Source organism: Kitasatospora sp. NBC_00039, from assembly GCF_045160625.1.
Taxonomy (GTDB): Bacteria; Actinomycetota; Actinomycetes; order Streptomycetales; family Streptomycetaceae; genus Kitasatospora.
Window position 1 is genome coordinate 4,110,003 of the sequence record NZ_CP108289.1, and the last position, 19,551, is coordinate 4,129,553.

Annotated in this window: 11 protein-coding genes and 1 rRNA gene; 6 read left to right on the forward strand and 6 right to left on the reverse strand. The window is 74.4% G+C overall.

Annotated elements, in window-relative coordinates:
• Window positions 1–63 precede the first annotated feature (63 nt).
• The 3 genes from OG286_RS18155 to OG286_RS18165 all read right to left on the reverse strand — a co-directional run bounded on the left by OG286_RS18155 (window position 64) and on the right by OG286_RS18165 (window position 5,061).
• A 16S ribosomal RNA gene (locus OG286_RS18155) occupies window positions 64–1,587 on the reverse strand.
• A 551-nt stretch (window positions 1,588–2,138) separates the two neighbouring features.
• On the reverse strand, window positions 2,139–3,509 hold the full coding sequence (locus OG286_RS18160) for a PP2C family protein-serine/threonine phosphatase (protein ID WP_405366059.1): 1,371 nt from the start codon (window positions 3,507–3,509) through the stop codon (window positions 2,139–2,141).
• A 151-nt stretch (window positions 3,510–3,660) separates the two neighbouring features.
• Window positions 3,661–5,061 (reverse strand): NAD(P)/FAD-dependent oxidoreductase, encoded by a 1,401-nt coding sequence (locus OG286_RS18165; protein ID WP_405366060.1) that lies wholly within the window; start codon window positions 5,059–5,061, stop codon window positions 3,661–3,663.
• A 554-nt stretch (window positions 5,062–5,615) separates the two neighbouring features.
• Between OG286_RS18165 and OG286_RS18170 the strand changes: the two genes are divergently transcribed.
• The gene (locus OG286_RS18170) at window positions 5,616–6,542 is read left to right on the forward strand and encodes a helix-turn-helix domain-containing protein (protein WP_405365483.1); all 927 of its coding nucleotides are present in this window, start codon (window positions 5,616–5,618) and stop codon (window positions 6,540–6,542) included.
• Window positions 6,543–7,111: 569 nt separating this feature from the next.
• Window positions 7,112–9,172, forward strand: a complete 2,061-nt coding sequence (locus OG286_RS18175) for a sigma-70 family RNA polymerase sigma factor (protein ID WP_405365485.1) — start codon at window positions 7,112–7,114, stop codon at window positions 9,170–9,172.
• A 102-nt stretch (window positions 9,173–9,274) separates the two neighbouring features.
• Here OG286_RS18175 and OG286_RS18180 read toward each other — a convergent pair whose 3' ends face one another.
• From OG286_RS18180 to OG286_RS18190, 3 genes are all read right to left on the reverse strand, one after another.
• Window positions 9,275–9,979, reverse strand: a complete 705-nt coding sequence (locus OG286_RS18180) for a DsbA family oxidoreductase (RefSeq protein WP_396325504.1) — start codon at window positions 9,977–9,979, stop codon at window positions 9,275–9,277.
• A gap of 97 nt (window positions 9,980–10,076) precedes the next feature.
• Complete coding sequence (locus OG286_RS18185; protein ID WP_396325505.1) at window positions 10,077–10,598, reverse strand: universal stress protein; 522 nt, start codon at window positions 10,596–10,598, stop codon at window positions 10,077–10,079.
• A gap of 141 nt (window positions 10,599–10,739) precedes the next feature.
• On the reverse strand, window positions 10,740–12,911 hold the full coding sequence (locus tag OG286_RS18190) for an asparagine synthase-related protein (protein ID WP_405360932.1): 2,172 nt from the start codon (window positions 12,909–12,911) through the stop codon (window positions 10,740–10,742).
• Window positions 12,912–13,660: 749 nt separating this feature from the next.
• Between OG286_RS18190 and OG286_RS18195 the strand changes: the two genes are divergently transcribed.
• From OG286_RS18195 to trmB, 4 genes are all read left to right on the forward strand, one after another.
• Window positions 13,661–15,088 carry an MFS transporter gene (locus tag OG286_RS18195; RefSeq protein WP_396325507.1) on the forward strand — a complete coding sequence of 476 codons (1,428 nt, stop codon included), beginning with the start codon at window positions 13,661–13,663 and terminating at the stop codon, window positions 15,086–15,088.
• Window positions 15,089–15,638: 550 nt separating this feature from the next.
• Window positions 15,639–17,228 (forward strand): TROVE domain-containing protein, encoded by a 1,590-nt coding sequence (locus OG286_RS18200; protein ID WP_396325508.1) that lies wholly within the window; start codon window positions 15,639–15,641, stop codon window positions 17,226–17,228.
• A gap of 72 nt (window positions 17,229–17,300) precedes the next feature.
• On the forward strand, window positions 17,301–18,536 hold the full coding sequence (gene lhgO / locus OG286_RS18205) for an L-2-hydroxyglutarate oxidase (RefSeq protein ID WP_396325509.1): 1,236 nt from the start codon (window positions 17,301–17,303) through the stop codon (window positions 18,534–18,536).
• A 79-nt stretch (window positions 18,537–18,615) separates the two neighbouring features.
• Window positions 18,616–19,446, forward strand: a complete 831-nt coding sequence (trmB, locus tag OG286_RS18210; RefSeq protein ID WP_396325510.1) for a tRNA (guanosine(46)-N7)-methyltransferase TrmB — start codon at window positions 18,616–18,618, stop codon at window positions 19,444–19,446.
• The last annotated feature ends 105 nt before the right edge of the window (window positions 19,447–19,551 follow it).

The window sequence follows — 19,551 nt, forward strand, 5'->3', positions numbered from 1 at the left end:
CAACGTTCCACCCATGAGCAACCGTGCAGAACATTCGCCTGCAAGCGGCATATTGCTCCTTAGAAAGGAGGTGATCCAGCCGCACCTTCCGGTACGGCTACCTTGTTACGACTTCGTCCCAATCGCTGGTCCCACCTTCGACGGCTCCTCCCCTTACGGGTTAGGCCACCGGCTTCGGGTGTTACCGACTTTCGTGACGTGACGGGCGGTGTGTACAAGGCCCGGGAACGTATTCACCGCAGCATGCTGATCTGCGATTACTAGCAACTCCAACTTCATGGGGTCGAGTTGCAGACCCCAATCCGAACTGAGGCCGGCTTTTTGGGATTCGCTCCGCCTCGCGGCATCGCAGCCCTTTGTACCGACCATTGTAGCACGTGTGCAGCCCAAGACATAAGGGGCATGATGATTTGACGTCGTCCCCACCTTCCTCCGAGTTGACCCCGGCAGTCTCCTGTGAGTCCCCATCACCCCGAAAGGCATGCTGGCAACACAGAACAAGGGTTGCGCTCGTTGCGGGACTTAACCCAACATCTCACGACACGAGCTGACGACAACCATGCACCACCTGTATACCGACCACAAGGGGGCGACTATCTCTAGCCGTTTCCGGTATATGTCAAGCCTTGGTAAGGTTCTTCGCGTTGCGTCGAATTAAGCCACATGCTCCGCTGCTTGTGCGGGCCCCCGTCAATTCCTTTGAGTTTTAGCCTTGCGGCCGTACTCCCCAGGCGGGGAACTTAATGCGTTAGCTGCGGCACCGACGACGTGGAATGTCGCCAACACCTAGTTCCCAACGTTTACGGCGTGGACTACCAGGGTATCTAATCCTGTTCGCTCCCCACGCTTTCGCTCCTCAGCGTCAGTAATGGCCCAGAGATCCGCCTTCGCCACCGGTGTTCCTCCTGATATCTGCGCATTTCACCGCTACACCAGGAATTCCGATCTCCCCTACCACACTCTAGCCTGCCCGTATCGAATGCAGACCCGGGGTTAAGCCCCGGGCTTTCACATCCGACGCGACAGGCCGCCTACGAGCTCTTTACGCCCAATAATTCCGGACAACGCTCGCACCCTACGTATTACCGCGGCTGCTGGCACGTAGTTAGCCGGTGCTTCTTCTGCAGGTACCGTCACTTGCGCTTCTTCCCTGCTGAAAGAGGTTTACAACCCGAAGGCCGTCATCCCTCACGCGGCGTCGCTGCATCAGGCTTTCGCCCATTGTGCAATATTCCCCACTGCTGCCTCCCGTAGGAGTCTGGGCCGTGTCTCAGTCCCAGTGTGGCCGGTCGCCCTCTCAGGCCGGCTACCCGTCGTCGCCTTGGTAGGCCATTACCCCACCAACAAGCTGATAGGCCGCGGGCTCATCCTGCACCGCCGGAGCTTTACACCCAGGACCATGCGGTCCCAGGTCATATCCGGTATTAGACCCCGTTTCCAGGGCTTGTCCCAGAGTGCAGGGCAGATTGCCCACGTGTTACTCACCCGTTCGCCACTGATCCACCCCGAAGGGCTTCACCGTTCGACTTGCATGTGTTAAGCACGCCGCCAGCGTTCGTCCTGAGCCAGGATCAAACTCTCCGTGAATGTCTGCCCGCAATCGGGCCGCACTCGCGTCGAGCGGCACGGCAACCACCGGAATAGGGCGGCCCCGCGCACTGCGTCCTCGCTAGTGTTTACTTCATAAAGGAATCTCCAACCCCGGTCAGAAGACCGAGGCCGGGGATGTCAACATATCTGGCGTTGACTTTTGGCACGCTGTTGAGTTCTCAAGGAACGGACACTTCCTTCGGACCGCCTTCCAGCGGGCCCTCCGGGCGCTTCGTTCTTTCGTGTTTCCAGCTTACCAGACGTTTTCCGCTCCGTTTCCGGCGCTTCATTCATCCAACTCGCTGGTGTCTTCTGCGGCTTGACGCCCCGTCCGACGTTTCAAACTCTAGCCCATCCCCGCCCCGAAAGGCGAATCCGGCCGCAATCCATATAAACGGGCACACCGAACAAGACCCGAGCCACGTCGCCGAAAAAGGCAATACGCGACCCAGCCCGAACCGGGAAGTGGTGTTTCTAGGGATTGGCCGCCCCGGGACCGTCCGCGCCGATGCGTGTCCGGTGCTCCCTGCCAGGCAGCTCGAAGAACACTAGACCTCTTGCGGGCCCGGGTCAACCCCGGTCCGTAGCCCTTCCTGCAGCTCCAGCCGGGGCTTCGGCTCCGGAGGGTTCTCCTCGGCCGGCAGTTGGAAGGCGAGCACGGCGATGTCGTCGTCGTGCTCCGCGGTCACGCCCATCGCCCGGAGCAGGCGGGCGCAGATGACCTCGGGAGCGCCGACCGCGCCGGTGAGGGTGCGGGCCAGGAGGTCGAGGCCCTGGTCGATGTCCTCGTCCCGGCGCTCCACGAGGCCGTCCGTATAGAGGACGCCGGTGGTGCCGGGAAGCAGGCGCAGGGTGTGCGAGACGTGGACGCCGCCGCCGGTGCCGAGCGGCGGGCCGTTCTGTTCCTCTCCGCGCAGGACGGTGCCATCGGGGCAGCGCAGCAGTATGGGGAGGTGGCCCGCGGAGGCGTAGGTGAGGGTGCGGCGCTGGGGATCCCAGACGGCGTAGGCGCAGGTGGCGATCTGGTTGGCGTCGATCTCCATGGCGAGGCCGTCGAGCAGGCTCATCACCTCGTGCGGGGGGAGGTCGAGGCGGGCGTAGGCGCGGACCGCCGTCCTGAGCTGCCCCATGACGGCGGCGGCGCGCAGGCCGCGGCCCATCACGTCGCCGATGACCAGTGCCGTCCGGCCGCCGTCGATGGCGATGACGTCGTACCAGTCGCCGCCGACCGCGGCCTCGGCGCCACCCGGCTGGTAGGTGGCGGCGACCCGGAGGTCCGCCGGCTGGTCGAGCTTCTGCGGGAGCAGACTGCGCTGGAGGGTGACGGCGGCCTCGCGCTGTCGGCGTTCTGCCTCCCGGAGGCGGGCGGCGGTGAGGACCTGGTCCGTGACCTCGGCGGCGAAGATGAGGACGCCGGCGGGCGGCGTCTCCTTGGGCTCGTCGGTGTCGCCCGGGTCCGTGCGGTGTTCCTGGCGGCTGAGCGGGACGCAGGAGACGTTGTAGTAGCGGTTGCCGGTGAGGCCGAGGATGCAGCGGGCCTTGACGCTGCGCGGCCGGCCGCCGCGGATGACCTGGTCCATCAGTGGCAGGACGCCCATGGTGCCGAGTTCGGGCAGGGCGTCGCAGGCGGGCAGGCCGGTGGGGCGGTCGCCGAAGAGTTCGCGGTAGGCGCGGTTGGCGTAGCCGAGCTGGTGCAGCGGGCCGTAGGTGACGGCGACCGGGGCGGGAATGCGGTTCAGCACCTCGCGCAGGTCCTGGGGCCGCTGCGGGTCGAGCACCTCGGTCGGGCTGACGAGGCTGGTGGGGTCGCGTGGGCTGGGGACCACGACGTCGCCGGACGGCGCGCCCTGGTCGGTGCCGGTCCCGGTGGACGGGGCGGCACGCCAAGGGACTCCGGTGAGCCGGGCGCTCCAGCGCATGAGATTCAAACGACGGCCGCTTCCTCGGTTTCCAGGCATATCATCACTTTTTGTATGCGCACTGGCACACGGGGTAATGACTCGGTTGGGCAGATCCTGTCAGGCGGAGGCCCGATTCCGGAAGTCGCGCGCGCACGGCGCGGCCGTCATGTCAGTCACAGCCGGGCCCGGACCTCGGCCCGGACCTCGGCCCGGAGCCGGGGCCGGAGCCCGGACCGAAACCCGCCTCGAACTCCGAGCGCGGGTGCTCGACCGCCCCCAGCGAGACCACCTCGCGGGAGAACACCCCGCCCAGCAGCCAGTCCATCAGGACCCGCACCCGCCGGTCGGTGCTCGGCATCCGGCGCAGGTGCCGGGCCCGGTGCAGCCACCAGGCCCGCCGGCCGGTCAGCCGGCCGCCGCGCCGGGTGTGCGCGACGGCGCTGCGCAGGCCGAGCGAGGTCGAGCAGGCCGCGCGGTCCGGCCGGTACTCGGTGATGCCCGCCGCCCGGGGGCCGCCCTCCAGCGCGACGAGCACGTTGGCGGCGAGCAGCTCGGCCTGCGCGAAGGCGTGCTGGGCGTTGGGCGCGCAGGGCGCCCCGTCGGCGTGCGGGTCGGGTACGGCGGCGCCGTCCCCGGCGGCCCAGACCCCGGGCAGCGCCCGGCCGTCCGGGCCGACGGCCTGCAGGGTGGCCAGGCAGCGGATCCGGCCGGAGGCGTCCAGCGGAAGGTCGGTGTCGCGCAGCAGCGGGGACGGGCGCACCCCGGCCGTCCAGACCAGCGTGCGGGCGGCGAAGTGGCTGCCGTCGGAGAGTGCCATGACCCGCCCGGCGGCCGACTCCAGGGTGGTGTGCAGCCGGACATCGACGCTTCGCTCGCGCAGTTGGGCCAGGGTGTGCGCGGCCAGTTCGGGGGGCTCCTCGGCGAGGATCCGGCCGGAGGCCTCGACCAGCACCCAGCGCAGGTCCTCGGGGCTGATGTTGTGGTAGCCGCGGACCGCGTACCGGGCCATGTCCTCCAGCTCGGCGAGCGCGCCGACGCCGGCGTAGCCCGCGCCGACGAAGACGAAGGTGAGCGCGGCCTGGCGCAGGGCCGGGTCGCGGGTGGCGGAGGCGAGGTCGAGCTGTTCCAGGACGTGGTTGCGCAGGCTCACCGCCTCGCCGACGGTGGAGAAGCCGAGGCCGTGTTCGGCCAGGCCGGGGACGGGCGCCGTCCGGGAGACCGAGCCTGGGGCCACCACCAGGACGTCGTAGTCCAGCTCGACGGGGGCGGGCGGTTCACCCTGGCCGGCGGCGTCGGCCCAGGCCCGGCGGGTTGCGTGCTCGATCCGGGTGATCCGGGCGGTGAGGACGCGGCAGTCCGGCAGCGCGCGGCGGAGCGGGACGACCACGTGGCGGGGGTCGATCGAGCCGGCCGCGACCTCGGCGAGCAGCGGGTGGTAGGTCAGGTAGGACTGCGGTTCGACCACGGTGATCTCCACGTCGCCGCGGCGGAGCCGCTCGCGCAGGCCGCGCTGGAGGTGCAGCGCGGCGGACATACCGGCGCAGCCGCCCCCGACGATCAGGATCCTGATAGCGCACCTCCGGCCGAAGTGACCCTTCCCCCGGCCCCGTCGGCCGGGGCACCCCCCACCACGCCCTCCATGAAGGACCGTCGGGGGCCCTCTTGTCCACAGTCCGTGCCGAGGCAGTTGGGGCGGGAGTGGACAGGTGGGGCCGGATGTGCTGCCGGGGCGAGTTTCTGACGCACTTTCGGCTTTCAACGGCGGTGAACTATGGTCGGATTGCGTGTCGGAGCGGCCATCGCCATGTCAACCGGCGGCGACGCACCGTGGAGCTGCCATTACGGCCAGTTCCAGCGTTGGCGGGAGCAACCCGACTGCGGGAGCGTGATGCGGGGAAGGGTAGTCCCGCACGAGGCCTCAAACGTGTGGCGTTCATGCGTATGCGGTCGGACATGTGCGGTCCGGCGATCGTGGTCGGGCACCACCTGGGCAGGGCGAGCGGCACAACCGGCACGAGCGATGGGTCATCGGGTCATTTCTGACAACGGACGGAGCTGCACCGGGGGGTGCAGGGGCGGGCGACGACAGGGCCCGGGATCGGGCGCCTGCGGGGGAGAGTTGGGATGATGGAGCAGGATCGACTGTTGGGGCGGGATGCACCGCGTACCGTCCAGGGTGTGGTGCCGGAGCAACGCGGCCCCGCGGACCTTCCGGCGCAGGCCGGGACGGCGTACGCCGGGGTGCCGTACCGGGCCGAGCCGCCGCAGGGCGGTGGCGGTCCGGCGCCCGGGGCCCGGCTGCGGGTGGACGCCCGGCGGAACCTGGAGAGCGTGCTGCGTGCGGCCCGCGAGGTGTTCGGCGAGTTCGGCTACGACGCGCCGATGGAGGAGGTCGCGCGCCGGGCCGGGGTCGGGGTCGGCACGGTGTACCGGCGCTTCCCGAGCAAGGAGGTGCTGGTCCAGCGGATCGCCGCCGAGGAGGTGGCCTGGCTGACGACGCAGGCGCGCGAGTCGCTGTACGGCGGCGGGGGCGCCTGGGAGTCGCTGGCCGGGTACCTGGCGCGGGCGGTGTCCACGGGTGCCGGGCGGCTGCTGCCGCCGGAGGCCTTCAGGTACGCGGAGGAGCTGGGCCGGGTGCCGGGGCCGGCGGGGGCGGGCGGGCTCCTCGGGGGCCGGTTCGAGCCACACGGCGCCCGGGCGCACGGCACCGGACCGGCCGGCGCCGTGGCGCAGCAGGGCGCCGGGGAGCCGGCGCCGGCCGATGCGGACCCGCGGCTGCTGCTGCAGCTGCTGGCCGCGCTGGTGGCCCGGGCGGGTGCGGCGGGCGAGCTGCGCCCCGGGGTGACGGTGGCGGACGTGGTGCTGGTGCTGACCGCCTCGGTGCCGGTGCACGCCACGCGCGCGGTGGCGGGGGAGCCCGCGCACGCGTCGGCGGCGGCCCCGGCGGACGGTTCACCGGTGACGGGTGGTCGGCAGACGGACGGTCAGCCCGCGGCGGGCCCGGCCGACCGGCTGCTGCAGATCCTGCTGGACGGCCTGCGGGCGCGCTGAGCTCCCCCGGGGGGCCTCCGTCCGTTTCGGGCAGGCGGGTTGGACGTCGGAGCGGCGCGCGGACGGGGCTCGCCCCGTTCGGCCGCCGTGCTCCCGGGCCCAGGGCGCGGGCCGAACACATCCGCGACGGCCCCCTCGGAAGGGTGGGTCACGGCGGTCCGGCTACCGCCCAACTCTGCGCTATGCCATCCTTTGCCCGTGGTTGGAGCCAATGTCCCGATGCGCGCCGTTCGCGCGCACTCGGCGCCGTACGACGGGAAATCGTGCGCCCACGTATTCCCGCGCGCCCTGCCACACTACGGGGGCTGTCGTGGAATCTGGGGTCCGTTGTGAGCGCCGAGGAACAGAACGACTACGGCTACGGCCTCGACTTCGGCCGGTCCGGCACGGGCGGGCCGCAGGGCGCGGCTGACGGTCCGAGCGCTGGTTCGCCCGGTCACGCGCCGGGGCACACGCCCGGCGCCCTGCCCGGACGGTCAGGGCCGTCACCGTCCGGACACCAGCGGTCCGGACACCAGGGGGCCCCGGGCAATCCCGGGAACCCGGGACAGGTGCCGGACCAGGCCGGCATGCCCAGCCGCGAATCGCTCTCCGCCGCCGCGCTCCCGCCCACCCGCGTCCCCGGCCAGGCCACGGCCGGCCGGGGCGGCGTCGCCCCCGAGGCCTTCGTCGGCGACGGCGTCCCCGCCCGCCCGACCGTGCCCGCGCCCGCCGACCCGGTGGACGGCGAGCGCCCGCCCTCCGACGCCGAGTTGACCGCCCTCGTCCGGGCCGGCGACGAAGCCGCGTACGAGGAGATCTACCGCCGGCACGCCGACTCGGTGCGCCGCTACGCGCGGACCTGCTGCCGTGACAGCTTCACCGCCGAGGACCTCGCCGGCGAGGTGTTCGCCCGCACCCTGCAGGCGCTGAAGGCGGGCAAGGGACCTGAGTTCGCCGTCCGTGCCTACCTGCTGACCGCGGTGCGCAACGTCGCCGCCGCCTGGACCCGCAGCGAGCGCCGCGAGCAACTCGTCGACGACTTCAGCGCGTTCGCGCAGACCTCGGTCGCCACCCTCGGCCTCGACCTGGCCGACCCGGGGGCCGACGCCTGGGCGATGGCGATGGCCGACCAGCGCATGGTGATGCAGGCCTACGCCGAACTGCCCGAGGACGACCGGATGGTGCTCTGGCACACCGAGGTCGAGCGGGAGTCCCCGAAGACCGTCGCGGTGATGCTCGGCAAGACCGCCAACGCCACCGCCGTCCAGGCGCACCGGGCGCGCGACCGGCTGGCCGCGGGGTTCCTCCAGGCCCACGTCTCGGGCAGCCAGGACCGGGCCTGCGAGGCGTACGCCAACCGGCTCGGCGCGCACGCGCGCGGTGCGCTGCGCAAGCGGGCGTCGGCCGAGGTCGGCCGGCATCTGAAGGAGTGTGACCGGTGCACGGCCGCCTGCCTGGAGCTCTCCGAGATCAACCACGGTCTGCGGGCGCTGCTGCCCGGCGGCGTGCTGGTCTGGGTCGGCCTGGGTGGCTTCAGCGCCGCCGCGGCCGCCGTGGGCGGGGCGGTCGGCGGGGCGGCGGCCGGAACGGCGGCGGCCGGCGCGACCGCGGGCAGTGCCGCCGGTGGTGCGGCGGGGTCCGGGAGCGGGGCCACCGGTGCGGCGGTCGGCCAGGGTCTGGGCACCGCGGCGAAGGCCGGGATCGCCGCCGCCGTCGCGGTGACCGCGGCCGCGGTCGCCGCGTACGCGCTGACCGGCGCGCCCGAACCGAAGCCCCCGCTGGCCGCTCCCCCGGCCTCCTCCCCCGCCGTGCCCGCGCCGCCACCGGCCCCGCCGGCCCCGCCGGCGCCACCGCGCCCGGCCCCGAGCAGCCCGGCTCCTCCGCCGCCGGCGGAGGAGCCCGCGCCGAGCCCGTCCGCCACGCCGGCGCCGAAGGCCCCGCCGCGCCCGGCACCCAAGGCCGCGCCGCCGCCACCCGCGCCGAGCCCGCGCCCGGCGTCCCCGACGCTGACGCCCGCACCGATCGCCACTTCGACGCCGAAGCCCCTGCCGCCGAAGCCCCCCGTGCCGGAGGTGCCGACGCCGGTCGTGCCGCCGGTGCCCACGCCGGACGTGCCCGTGGTGCCCACCCCGACGCTCCCGCCGGTGCCGACACCGAAACCGCCGACACCGAAACCGACACCGACGCCGCCGGCCCCGACCGACTTCTGGGCCGACGACCTGCCGGTGCGCAAGCCCGGCAACAACCGGGTGCCGCCGCCGGGCCCGAGCATCCGGCAGAAGGGCAGCGACTGGTTCTGGCAGCGCGACAGCGTCTCGATCGGCGGCACCCGGCACGCGCACGGCATCACCGTGCACGCGCCCGCCAGCACGCAGATCGACCTCAACCGCGGCTGCACGTCCTTCGACGCGCTGGCCGGGGTGGACGACATCACCGCCTCGCCCGGCGGCGTGGTCTTCTCCGTGCAGGGCGGTGACGGCCGCACGCTCTGGCGGTCACCGGTCCTGGCCACGGGGGACGACGCGGTGCCGGTGCACGTGCCGCTGGACGGGCAGAAGTCGATCCGGCTGGTGGTCACCCCGGCGCACGGCTTCTGGTCGGCGCTGAACGCGGCGGACTGGGCCGAGGCCCGCTTCCGGTGCGTCTGACGCGGTGAAGCGGGCCTCGGGGGGCGTGCTCGTGGTGTTCTTCCGGACAGCCGGCGCTCTCCTTGGCCGGACAGCCGGCGCTCTCCGCGGGCAGCGGGCGGGTCAGATCGCGCAGGCGCCGTCCGCGCAGGCCTCCCCGGCCGGGGCGACCTGCACCGGCACCGGGCGCCGCTCGCCGATCTCGGTGGCGACCTGCTCCAGCACCTTGCGGAAGGTCTCGGCCTCCTGGCCGCCCTGGACCGCCCACTTGCCCTCGAAGACGAAGGTCGGCACGGCGGTGATGCCCAGCTCACGGGCCTCCGCCAGCTGGGCGCGGACCGCAGCGGTGCCCTCGTCGCCCGCGAGGTAGGCCGCCACCCGGTCGCGGTCCAGGCCGGCCGCGACGGCGACCTCGGTCAGCGCCGCGCGGTCGCCGACGTCCACGCCGTCGGTGAAGTGCGCCTTGAGCAGCGCCTCCTTCAGCCGGCCCTGGGCGGCCGCGCCGTACTCGGTCTCGGCGAGGTGGAGCAGCCGGTGGCCGAGGAAGGTGTTGGCGTGCAGCGCCGTGTCGAAGTCGTAGGTGATGCCCTCGGCGCGGCCCAGCTCGGCCACCCGCGCGTCCATCGCGACGGACTGCGGGCCGTAGCGCTCGGCCAGCCAGGCGCGGTGCGGGCTCGCCGTGGCCGGCGCGTCCGGCACCAGCTGGTACGGCCGGTAGACCACCTCGACGTTCTCCTTGCCCGCGAAGCCCTCGAGCGCCTCCTCGAAGCGGCGCTTGCCGATGTAGCACCAGGGGCAGGCGATGTCGGAGTAGATCTCGACCTTCATGACGGGGGTTCTCCAGGGGTGGGGAGGACGGGTTCCGAGATAGGTGAACGATGAACCATCTCGGGACATTCCCGGCAGGCCGGCCCACCGCGGCGGATCACGGGTTCGGCGGTGCGGGGACGACCAGGACCGGGCAGACGGCGTGGTGGACCGCCGCCGAACTGACCGAGCCCAGCAGCAGCCGGGCGTAGCCGCCGTTGCCGCGGGTGCCGAGCACCAGCGTGTGCTGCCGGCCCGAGGCGGCGAGCAGCACCTCGATCACGTTGCCGAGCACCACGTGCAGCGACAGCTCCCCCTCGTACCGGCGGATCCGGGCCCGCTGCACCGCGGCCACCGCGCGGCGCAGGCCGTCCGCCATGCTCTCGACCAGCGTCTCGACGCTCTCCTGCACCAGCTCGGCCATCCCCGGCGGGTACCCGGCCGGCGCCGGGTTGACCACCGCGAGCACGTAGAGCGGCAGGTCGAACCGCTCCGCCTCGGTCATCGCCCGGTCCAGCGCCCAGAGCGAGCCGTCCGAACCGTCGCACGCCGCCAGCACCCCGGGCGGGCGGCCCGTCGGCGGCCGGCCGAGGACCGACAGGACGACGGGAACGGACGGATCCGGGCTGGCGCTGGTCACCACGGCCTCCACGGTTGGGGGACGGACGGGACGGGATGGCGCCATGATTGCCCGCCCCGCCCATCCGGACGGGCGAGCCGCGCCGGGCCTTCACAACGGGCCCCGCGCCCCGCAGTACTCCTGCGGGCCGGGCTAGGCGGGTCAGGCGAGGCGGGCCGGTGCGAGCGCGGGGCGCTGGGCGAGGGGGAGGCCGGTCCAGCAGGCACCGTGGCGGCGGGCGCGGACGCGGCGGAGCCAGAGCTCGGTGGCGACCAGTTCGGCGAGGCCCGCCAGGGTGCCGGGCGGCAGCGGGGTGGCCGGGTCGGCGGAGCGGGCCAGGCCGGCGCGGACGGCGGGGAGGTCGATCAGGCCCGCCTCGGCGAGCAGCGGGGCGTCGAACAGTTCGGCGAGGCCGTCGGCGGCCAGCCGCAGGCCGGCCCGGGCGGCGGCGGTGCGGTCGGGGCGGGGGCCGCGGCCCCAGTCGGGCGGCAGGTCGGTGCGGCCGGCGCCGGCGAGGACGGCATGCAGCAGGGCGGGCCGGGCACCGGGCTGGAGCCGGACGTCGTCGGGCAGCAGACGGGCCGCGCGGACCACCTGGTTGTCCAGGAACGGCGCGTGCAGCCGCTGGCCGGGCTGCTCGGCGACGTGCACCAGCGTGCGGAACCCGCGCGCGTGCCGGTGCAGGGCGTGCCGGGCTCGGCGTGCGCCGGGCAGTTCGGCGGGCGCCGGTTCGCGCGCCGCCAGCCGCAGCCGCAGGGCGACCGCGGAGAGCGCCTCGTCGGAGAGCCAGCGGGCCGCCGGACCGGGGACGCACCAGGCCAGGTCGTCGGCCGAACGCGAGCCGGCCGTCCCGCCCCCGTCCGGGACGTGCCGGAGCGTCAGCTTCACCGCGGCGTCGTCGAGCGCCTCGGCGTAGCGGATCCGGGAGAGCCGGTGGGCGGCCCGGACCACGGTGAGCGGGGTCCGCAGCGCACCGGCCAGGACGCCGACGGCGGCGCGGTCGGCGCCGGCCAGCGCGGCCACCGGGGGCAGCAGTTCGCGCGGGCGGCCGGCCCGGACCAGATCGGCGAGCCGGGCCGGGTGCCCGTCGAGCACCTGGCGGGCGCCGTACCCGGTGAGGTGGTCGGTGCCGCCGGCGTCGAAACGGGCCTCGGCCCGGGCGGCGGCGACCAGTTCGGCACCCGGCTCGTCGGTGAGCCGGCCGGCCTGCGGCTCGGCCCGCAGGTCCGCGTAGGGGAGGGTGCCGGGGCCGGGGGCGAGCACGGTGTGCCGCAGCCGGGGCAGGTCCGGGGCGAGCGCGAGGGGAGCCGGCGTCCCGGTCTCGCCGAGGGTCACGGCGGCCAGCTGCTCCGGGGCGGACGGCGGCCGGACGGCCGCGCGGGCCCAGGAACCCTTCACGGCCCCGCTCCGGACGCCCTCGCCCCTCTGCGCCCCCCGGACCGGCGGCGCCCCGTGGGCCGGGATGCCCGCGCCCGGCACCGGGGCGAGCGGCACGGCGGCCGCGAGCAGGGCGACGGTGGCGGAGGCCGTCCCGTACGAGAGGTCGACGCCCAACCGGGCCCGGCCACCGGCCCCGGGGCCGGGCGCGGGGGTGCGGACCCGGGAGCGGACCGACTCCAGCAGGGCGCGGGTGAGTTCGCGGACGGCCGGCGCCTCGCCGCGCTGCTGCGCCGCGCCGGCGGGTTCGTCGTACGCCGAGAGGTAGGGACGGCCGCCCCGGATGGCCAGCGCGTGGCCCGGCGGCACCTGCCGCACGCCGAGGTACGGGGTGCCCGTGCCGAGCGCCTCCGGGGACTCGGGGCAGGCGAGCCGGGCGGCGAGGTGGCCGGTGTCGAGGGGCGCGCCGACCAGGTCGGCCAGCGGGAGGGCGGCGGTGGCGTACGCGGTGCCCCCGGCCCAGGGGGTGTGGAAGACGGGCTGGGCGCCGGCGAGGTCGGTGAGCAGCACGGTGGAGCGGGTGCCGGTACGCAGCACGGCGGTGTAGCTGCCGGGCCAGGCCGTGAGGTGGCGGACGGCGCCGCCGCGGGCGGCGGCGAGGCCGGCGGCCAGTTCGGCGTCGGAGGCGCCGCAGTGGCCGAGAACGGCGAGCCGGGTGGTGGCGGGGGTGTCCTCGACGGGGTCGGGGCCGGCCGGGCCGGTGGTGACCGTGGCGCGGGCGCCGGGGCGGAGGGTGGCGAGGCGGATCTCCCCCGGCCGCCAGTCGCCGACCGCCCAGAGCGGGTTGGGGCCGGTCCAGAGGGGGCGCGCGGCAATCGGTTCCACCGCGCCGGGCGCCTCGTGCGCCGGGGCGCCCGCCCGGGGTGAGCCCGTGCTCCAGCCCGTCAGCCACCGCATCGCGCCTCCACCGGACGAGGACCTGCCGCCGTGCGGCGCGTCCGCCGCCGGGCCGCCCTTGCCAGCCCGTGGCGCGCCGCGGCGGCCGCCCACCGCGGATCCGGCGCGCCGTCAGGAGACATCGTGCCACCGCTTCGCGGTCGCGTGACCGGAGTTGGCGTTTCCGATTTCGCGTCGCCGGGCGGCACCGGGCTCCGTCACCGGGCCGCGCCGCGGGGCCGGGCGGCTCCGGCTGCTCTGCCGGGCGGGCCGGGCCTCCCCCTCCACGGCCCGGACCGCCCTCACGGCCGCCTTGTCATGGCCATCGCGGGATGGCCGAAAGGCGTCGTTCGGCCCGGGAGGGCATCCGCATGCCCTCCCGGGCTCCGCCACCGTCCGCGGGGATTGAGACGGCGGCATCCCCCGGCCCGCCGGGTCCTCGACGGCGGGCCGACCCACGACCACCAGCGAATCGCCGACCAGCCGGTCGGGCCAGGGGGCACGGCCGGGCGCACATCGACACGGGACCGGAGCACAACGCTCCGGCTCGCGGCCGGACCCACCGCCCGCGGCCGGTTCCGGACGGTCCGGACCGACCCCGCCGGACCGCCCGCCGGACCGCCCGCCGACGGCGGCCGGGTGCGCGATCCCGCCATCCGGAATGCGGCCTCTTAACCCTCGGAACGCGTCCGACTACTCTAGGTACAGCAGCCACGGCCCGGTGCCGCCCGGGCCCCGCGCACAAGGCCGCAGGAGGTGCCGCCGCCACCATGACCGTCAGCCCACGAGGACCGAACGAACGGCTCGGCACGCTCCTGACCCTCGCGCAGATCAGCAACGCCGGCCTGGCCCGTCGGGTCAACGACCTCGGCGCCCAACGCGGACTGACGCTGCGCTACGACAAGACCTCGGTGGCCCGCTGGGTCAGCAAGGGCATGGTCCCGCAGGGCCCCGTCCCGCACCTGATCGCCACGGCGATCGGCGGCAAGCTCGGCCGGCCGGTGCCACTGGAGGAGATCGGCCTCGGCGACACCGACCCGGCGCCCGAACTCGGCCTGGCCTTCCCGCGCGAGGTCTCCGAGGCGGTCCGCTCGGCCACCGACCTCTGGCGGGTCGACCTCGACCTGCGGCGTGGCCCCGGCGGCGGCCGCTGGAGCGACAGCCTGGCCGGCACCTTCTCGGTGGCCGCGTACGCGACTCCCGTCTCCCGCTGGCTGATCACCCCGGCGGACGGCTCGGTGGCCCGCGAGGCGCCGCGCACGCCCGCCGACGCGAGCTCGTACCGGGTCGGCCACTCGGACGCCGCCAAGCTCCGCGAGGCCGCCCAGGAGGCCCGCCGCTGGGACTCCAAGTACGGCGGCGGGGACTGGCGTTCCTCGATGGTCCCGGAGTGCCTGCGGGTGGAGGCGGCGCCGCTGCTGCTCGCCTCGTACAGCGACGCGGTCGGCCGGGCGCTGTTCGGCGCGACCGCCGAACTCACCCGCCTGGCCGGGTGGATGGCGTTCGACACCGGCCAGCACGAGGCGGCCCAGCGCTACTACATCCAGGCACTGCGGCTGGCCAGGGCCGCCGCCGACGTGCCGCTCGGCGGCTACGTGCTGGCCTCGATGAGCCTGCAGGCCGGCTACCGGGGCTTCGCCGAGGAGGCGGTCGACCTCGCCCAGGCCGCGCTGGAGCGCAACCGGGGCCTGGCCACCGCCCGCACCATGAGCTTCTTCCACCTGGTCGAGGCACGGGCCCAGGCCAAGGCCCGCAATGCGGCGGCGTGCGCGACGGCGCTCGGCGCGGCGGAGAGCGCACTCGAACGGGCTCGCGCCGGGGACCCCGATCCGGCGTGGATCGACTTCTACGCCTACGACCGGCTCGCGGCCGACGCCGCCGAGTGCTTCCGCGACCTCGGAGTGCCCTCCAAGGTCCGCCAGTTCACCCGGGAGGCGCTGGCCCGGCCCACCGAGGGCTACGTCCGCTCGCACGGGCTGCGGCTGGTCGTCTCCGCGATGGCCGAGGCCGAGGCCGGCAACCTGGACGCGGCGGTCGCGGCCGGCGAACGCGCCGTCGAGGTGGCCGGCCGGATCTCCTCCCAGCGCAGCCGCGAGTACGTGGTGGAGATGCTCCGCCGCCTCGAACCGTTCCAGGGCGAGCGCCGGGTAAGGGAACTGACGGAGCGGGCGCGCGCGGTGATCGTCGCCCCGGCGTAGCGGCGCCCCGCGGTAATTCGGATGCACGGGCGGGAGAGGCCTGGCTATGGTCTCTCTCGTCCGGGTGCGCAGGCAGAGGTTACTTCCACTGTAAATGGGCGGGTCGCGGGTTCGAGTCCCGTCACCGACTTCGGGTCGGTGTAGCTCAGTCGGTAGAGCAGCTTCGTCACCTCAGCCGTCCTCGATCTCCGGACACCACATTCCTGAATAGGTTTTTCCGCACCTCCCGGTGCGTGGGCAGCGGTTACTTCTTGGTGAGGCGTCGGCACGACGCTGCGGTTCGAGCCCGCACAACACCGCCGCCACCTTTGATCTCGGGAGGCAGAGCGCCGGGGGGTGCCCGGTGCGCAGGCGGGGGTTACTTCGGATCTTGCGGTTCCGGGTTCGAATCCCGGGCGTGCCGTGCGCGAGCGCGGCCGCTAGCTCAATCCGGGTAGAGCACAAGGCATACACCTCCGCCGACGCCGGCCGCAGGGCCGGCACGATCTCGGGCACCCCTTGCTCCGCCATGCCTCCTGCACGTTCCACCAGCCAGCAGGGGGATTCCACCATGTCGCGTTTCAACGTCCGTACCGGCAGGCCGATTCCGATCTCGCCCGTGACCACCACCGGGCGGCGGACCGTCAACCACAACGGCGGAACGGGATTCCTGCGCGACGCCAAGTCCGAACTCTTCCTGCTGTCGGTGGCCAACCTCGTGGGCCAGGACACCTTCTACGAGAAGGGCGGGGCGCGGGACGACCGCTACACCGCACTGGTGCGCGAACTCGCCGTCGCCGACCCGGAGTGGACCCTCGGCCTGCTGCGCTGGCTGCGGTCCGGCGCCCACCTGCGCACGGCCGCACTGGTCGGCGCCGCCGAGTTCACCCGCGCCCGGCTGGACGCCAAGGCGCCCGGCTTCTCCCGGCAGGCCGTCGACGCCGCTCTCCAGCGCGCCGACGAGCCCGGCGAGCTGCTCGCCTACTGGACGTCCCGCTACGGCCGCGCGCTGCCGAAGCCGCTCAAGCGCGGCGTCGCGGACGCCGTCCGGCGGCTCTACCACGGCCGCTCCCTGCTCAAGTACGACACCGCGTCCAAGGGTTACCGCTTCGGCGACGTGCTGGAACTGACCCACCCCTCGCCCGACCCGGCCAAGCCGTGGCAGGGCGAGCTGTTCCGCTACGCGCTGGACCGCCGGCACCGGCCGGACGAGGCCGTACCGCCGGCCTCGGACGCGCTGCTCACCGCCAACCGCGAGCTGCTCGCGCTGCCCGTCGAGCAGCGGCGGGCAGCGGTGACCGCCGAGGGCGGCGCCGAACGGCTGGCCGCCGCCGGGCTGACCTGGGAGGCGCTGGCCGGCTGGCTGCAGGGACCGCTGGACGCGGACGTCTGGGAGGCGGTCATCCCGTCCATGGGCCCGATGGCCCTGGTGCGCAACCTGCGCAACTTCGACCAGGCCGGGGTCTCGGACGAGACCGCGGCCGAGGTCGCGCGGCGGATCAGCGACCGGGGCGAGGTGCGCCGCTCCCGCCAGTTCCCGTTCCGCTACCTCGCCGCCCACCGGCACGCGCCGTCGCTGCGCTGGGGGCACGCGCTGGAGACGGCGCTCTCCCACTCGCTCGCCAACGTGCCCGCGCTGCCCGGCCGGACGCTGGTCCTGGTCGACCGCTCGGGCTCGATGTTCGACCGGCCGAGCGCGCAGACCCAGCTCAACCGGGCCGACTCGGCGGCGATCTTCGCAACGGCCCTGAAGGTCCGGGCCGCCGACGCGGACCTGGTCGAGTTCGGCTCCACCAGCCGGGTCGTCGAGGTGGGCAGGGGCGAGGCGGTGCTGCGCGTCCTGGAGCGCTTCGGCAACCTCGGCGGCACCGCCACCGCGGAGGCCGTCCGCACCCACTACCGCGGCCACGACCGGGTCGTCATCGTCACCGACGAGCAGACCGGGCCCGGCCACTGGAACGGTGACCCGCTGGCCGCCATCCCGGCCGAGGTGCCCGTCTACACGTGGAACCTGGCCGGCTACGCCCCCGGCCACGGCCCGAGCGGCGCGGCGAACCGGCACACCTTCGGCGGGCTGGGCGACGCCGCGTTCCGGCTGATCCCCCTGCTGGAATCGCGCCGGGACGCGGCCTGGCCGTGGCTGGAGCCGGCGGGCCACTGAGGCCCCCTCGACCGGCCCCGCCCGCCGTGGCAGCATCGGCGGGCGGGGGCCGGGTCGAGCGAGGAGCGAGCGGTGGCGTACGACGTCGACGTGCTGGTGGTGGGCGGGGGGATCGTCGGGCTCTCCACGGCGTACGCGCTGACCCTGGAGCGGCCCGGGCTGCGGCTGGCGGTGCTGGAGAAGGAGACCGGTTTCGCGGCGCACCAGACCGGCCGCAACAGCGGGGTCATCCACAGCGGCGTCTACTACCGGCCGGGCTCGCTCAAGGCCCGCTACGCCGTCGCGGGTGCCGCCGAGATGGTCGGGTTCTGCCGTACCCACGACATCCCGCACGAGGTCACCGGCAAGCTGATCGTCGCCACCGACCCGGCCGAGCTGCCGAGGCTGCGGGCGCTGGCCGAGCGCGGCCGGGAGAACGGAATCCCGGTCACCGAGCTGGACCGCACCGGCATCGCCGGGTACGAGCCGGAGGTCACCGGCATCGCCGGACTGCACGTCGGCACCACCGGCATCTGCGACTTCCCCGCCGTGGCCGGCACCTACGCCCGGCTGGCCCGCGAGGCCGGCGCGGAGCTGCGGACCGGCACCGAGCTGCGGGCGGTCGCCCGCCGGGCCGACGGGGTGACGGTGCAGACCTCCGCCGGGGAGCTGCGCTGCCAGGTGCTGGTGAACTGCGCGGGCCTGCACAGCGACCGGATCGCCCGGCTGGCCGGCGACGACCCCGGCGTGCGGATCGTGCCGTTCCGCGGCGAGTACTACGAGCTCGCCAAGGACCGCCGGGAGCTGGTGCGCGGCCTGGTCTACCCGGTGCCCGACCCGGCGTTCCCCTTCCTCGGCGTGCACCTGACCCGGGGCATCCACGGCGACGTGCACGTCGGCCCGAACGCGGTACCCGCGCTGGCCCGCGAGGGCTACGACTGGCGCACCGTCCGCCCGCGCGACCTGGCCGGCACGCTGGCCTTCCCCGGCACCTGGCAGATCGCCCGCCGGCACTGGCGGTACGAGCTCGGCGAGCTGCACCGCTCGCTCTCCAAGCGGGCGTTCACCGCCGCCGTCCGACGGCTGCTGCCGGCCGTCACCTCCGAGGACCTCGTACCGGCCGGCGCCGGGGTGCGGGCCCAGGCGGTGACCCGGGACGGCGCGCTGCTGGACGACTTCGCCTTCGCCGGCTTCGACCCGGACGACCCGCGCTCCACCCGCCGCCTGGTGCACGTGCTCAACGCGCCCTCCCCGGCCGCCACCGCCTCCCTCCCGATCGGCCGCGAGGTGGCCCGCCGGGCGCTGGCCGCGCTGGAGGCGGGCGGGTGAGCCGGTACGACGGCCCCCGCGTCACGTGCGTCACAGGCCCTGCGGCCCGTACCCGGCGGCCCCGTAGACTCGGTTGATTGTGACTGCCACCGCCCCGATCCCCCAGCAATCGCCGTCCGCCCGGCTCTCCGCCGCGCCGGCCGGCTACCCCGCGCCGATGTACCCGCACCGGGCCACCGAGGCCCAGCACAGCGAGCGGCGCATCCGCAGCTTCCAGCCGCGCCGGGGCCGGATGACCAACGCCCAGGCGGGCGCGCTGGACCGGGGCTGGGAGAAGTACGGCATCGCGATCGACGGCAGCCCGCTCGACCTGCGCGAGCTCTTCGGCGACCTCCCGGTCACCCTGGAGATCGGCTTCGGCATGGGCGAGACCACCGCCGCGATGGCCGCCGCCGACCCGGCCAGGGGCATCCTCGCCGCCGACGTCCACACCCCCGGCCACGGCAACCTGCTCGGCATGCTGGAGCGCGACGGCTCGCAGAACGTGCGGCTCGCCGCCGGTGACGCCGTGATCCTGCTCCGCGACATGCTCCCGGACGCCTCGCTGGCCGGCCTGCGGGTGTACTTCGCCGACCCGTGGCCCAAGCCGAAGCACCACAAGCGCCGGCTGGTCCAGCCGTCCTTCCTGGAGCTGGTCCTGCCCCGGCTGGCCCCCGGCGCCCTGGTGCACTGCGCCACCGACTGGGAGCCGTACGCCGAGCAGATGCTGGAGGTGCTCTCCGCCTCCCCCGAGCTGGAGAACCTGCACCCCGAGGGTGACGGCACCGGCTGGCTGGAGCCCGCGGACCACCCGGACGGCAGCATCCCCGGCTATGCGCCGCGGCCGGACTGGCGGCCGGTCACCAAGTTCGAACGGGCCGGCATCGCCAAGGGCCACGTGGTGCACGACCTGCTGTTCCGCCGCCGCTGACCCGCCGCCGGGCGTTCGACCCGGCGGCCCCGCGGTGCCCGTGGAACGCGGTCCGGCCCGGCCCGGACGGGGGGATTCGTCCCGAGTCCTCCCGTGGAGCCGGTG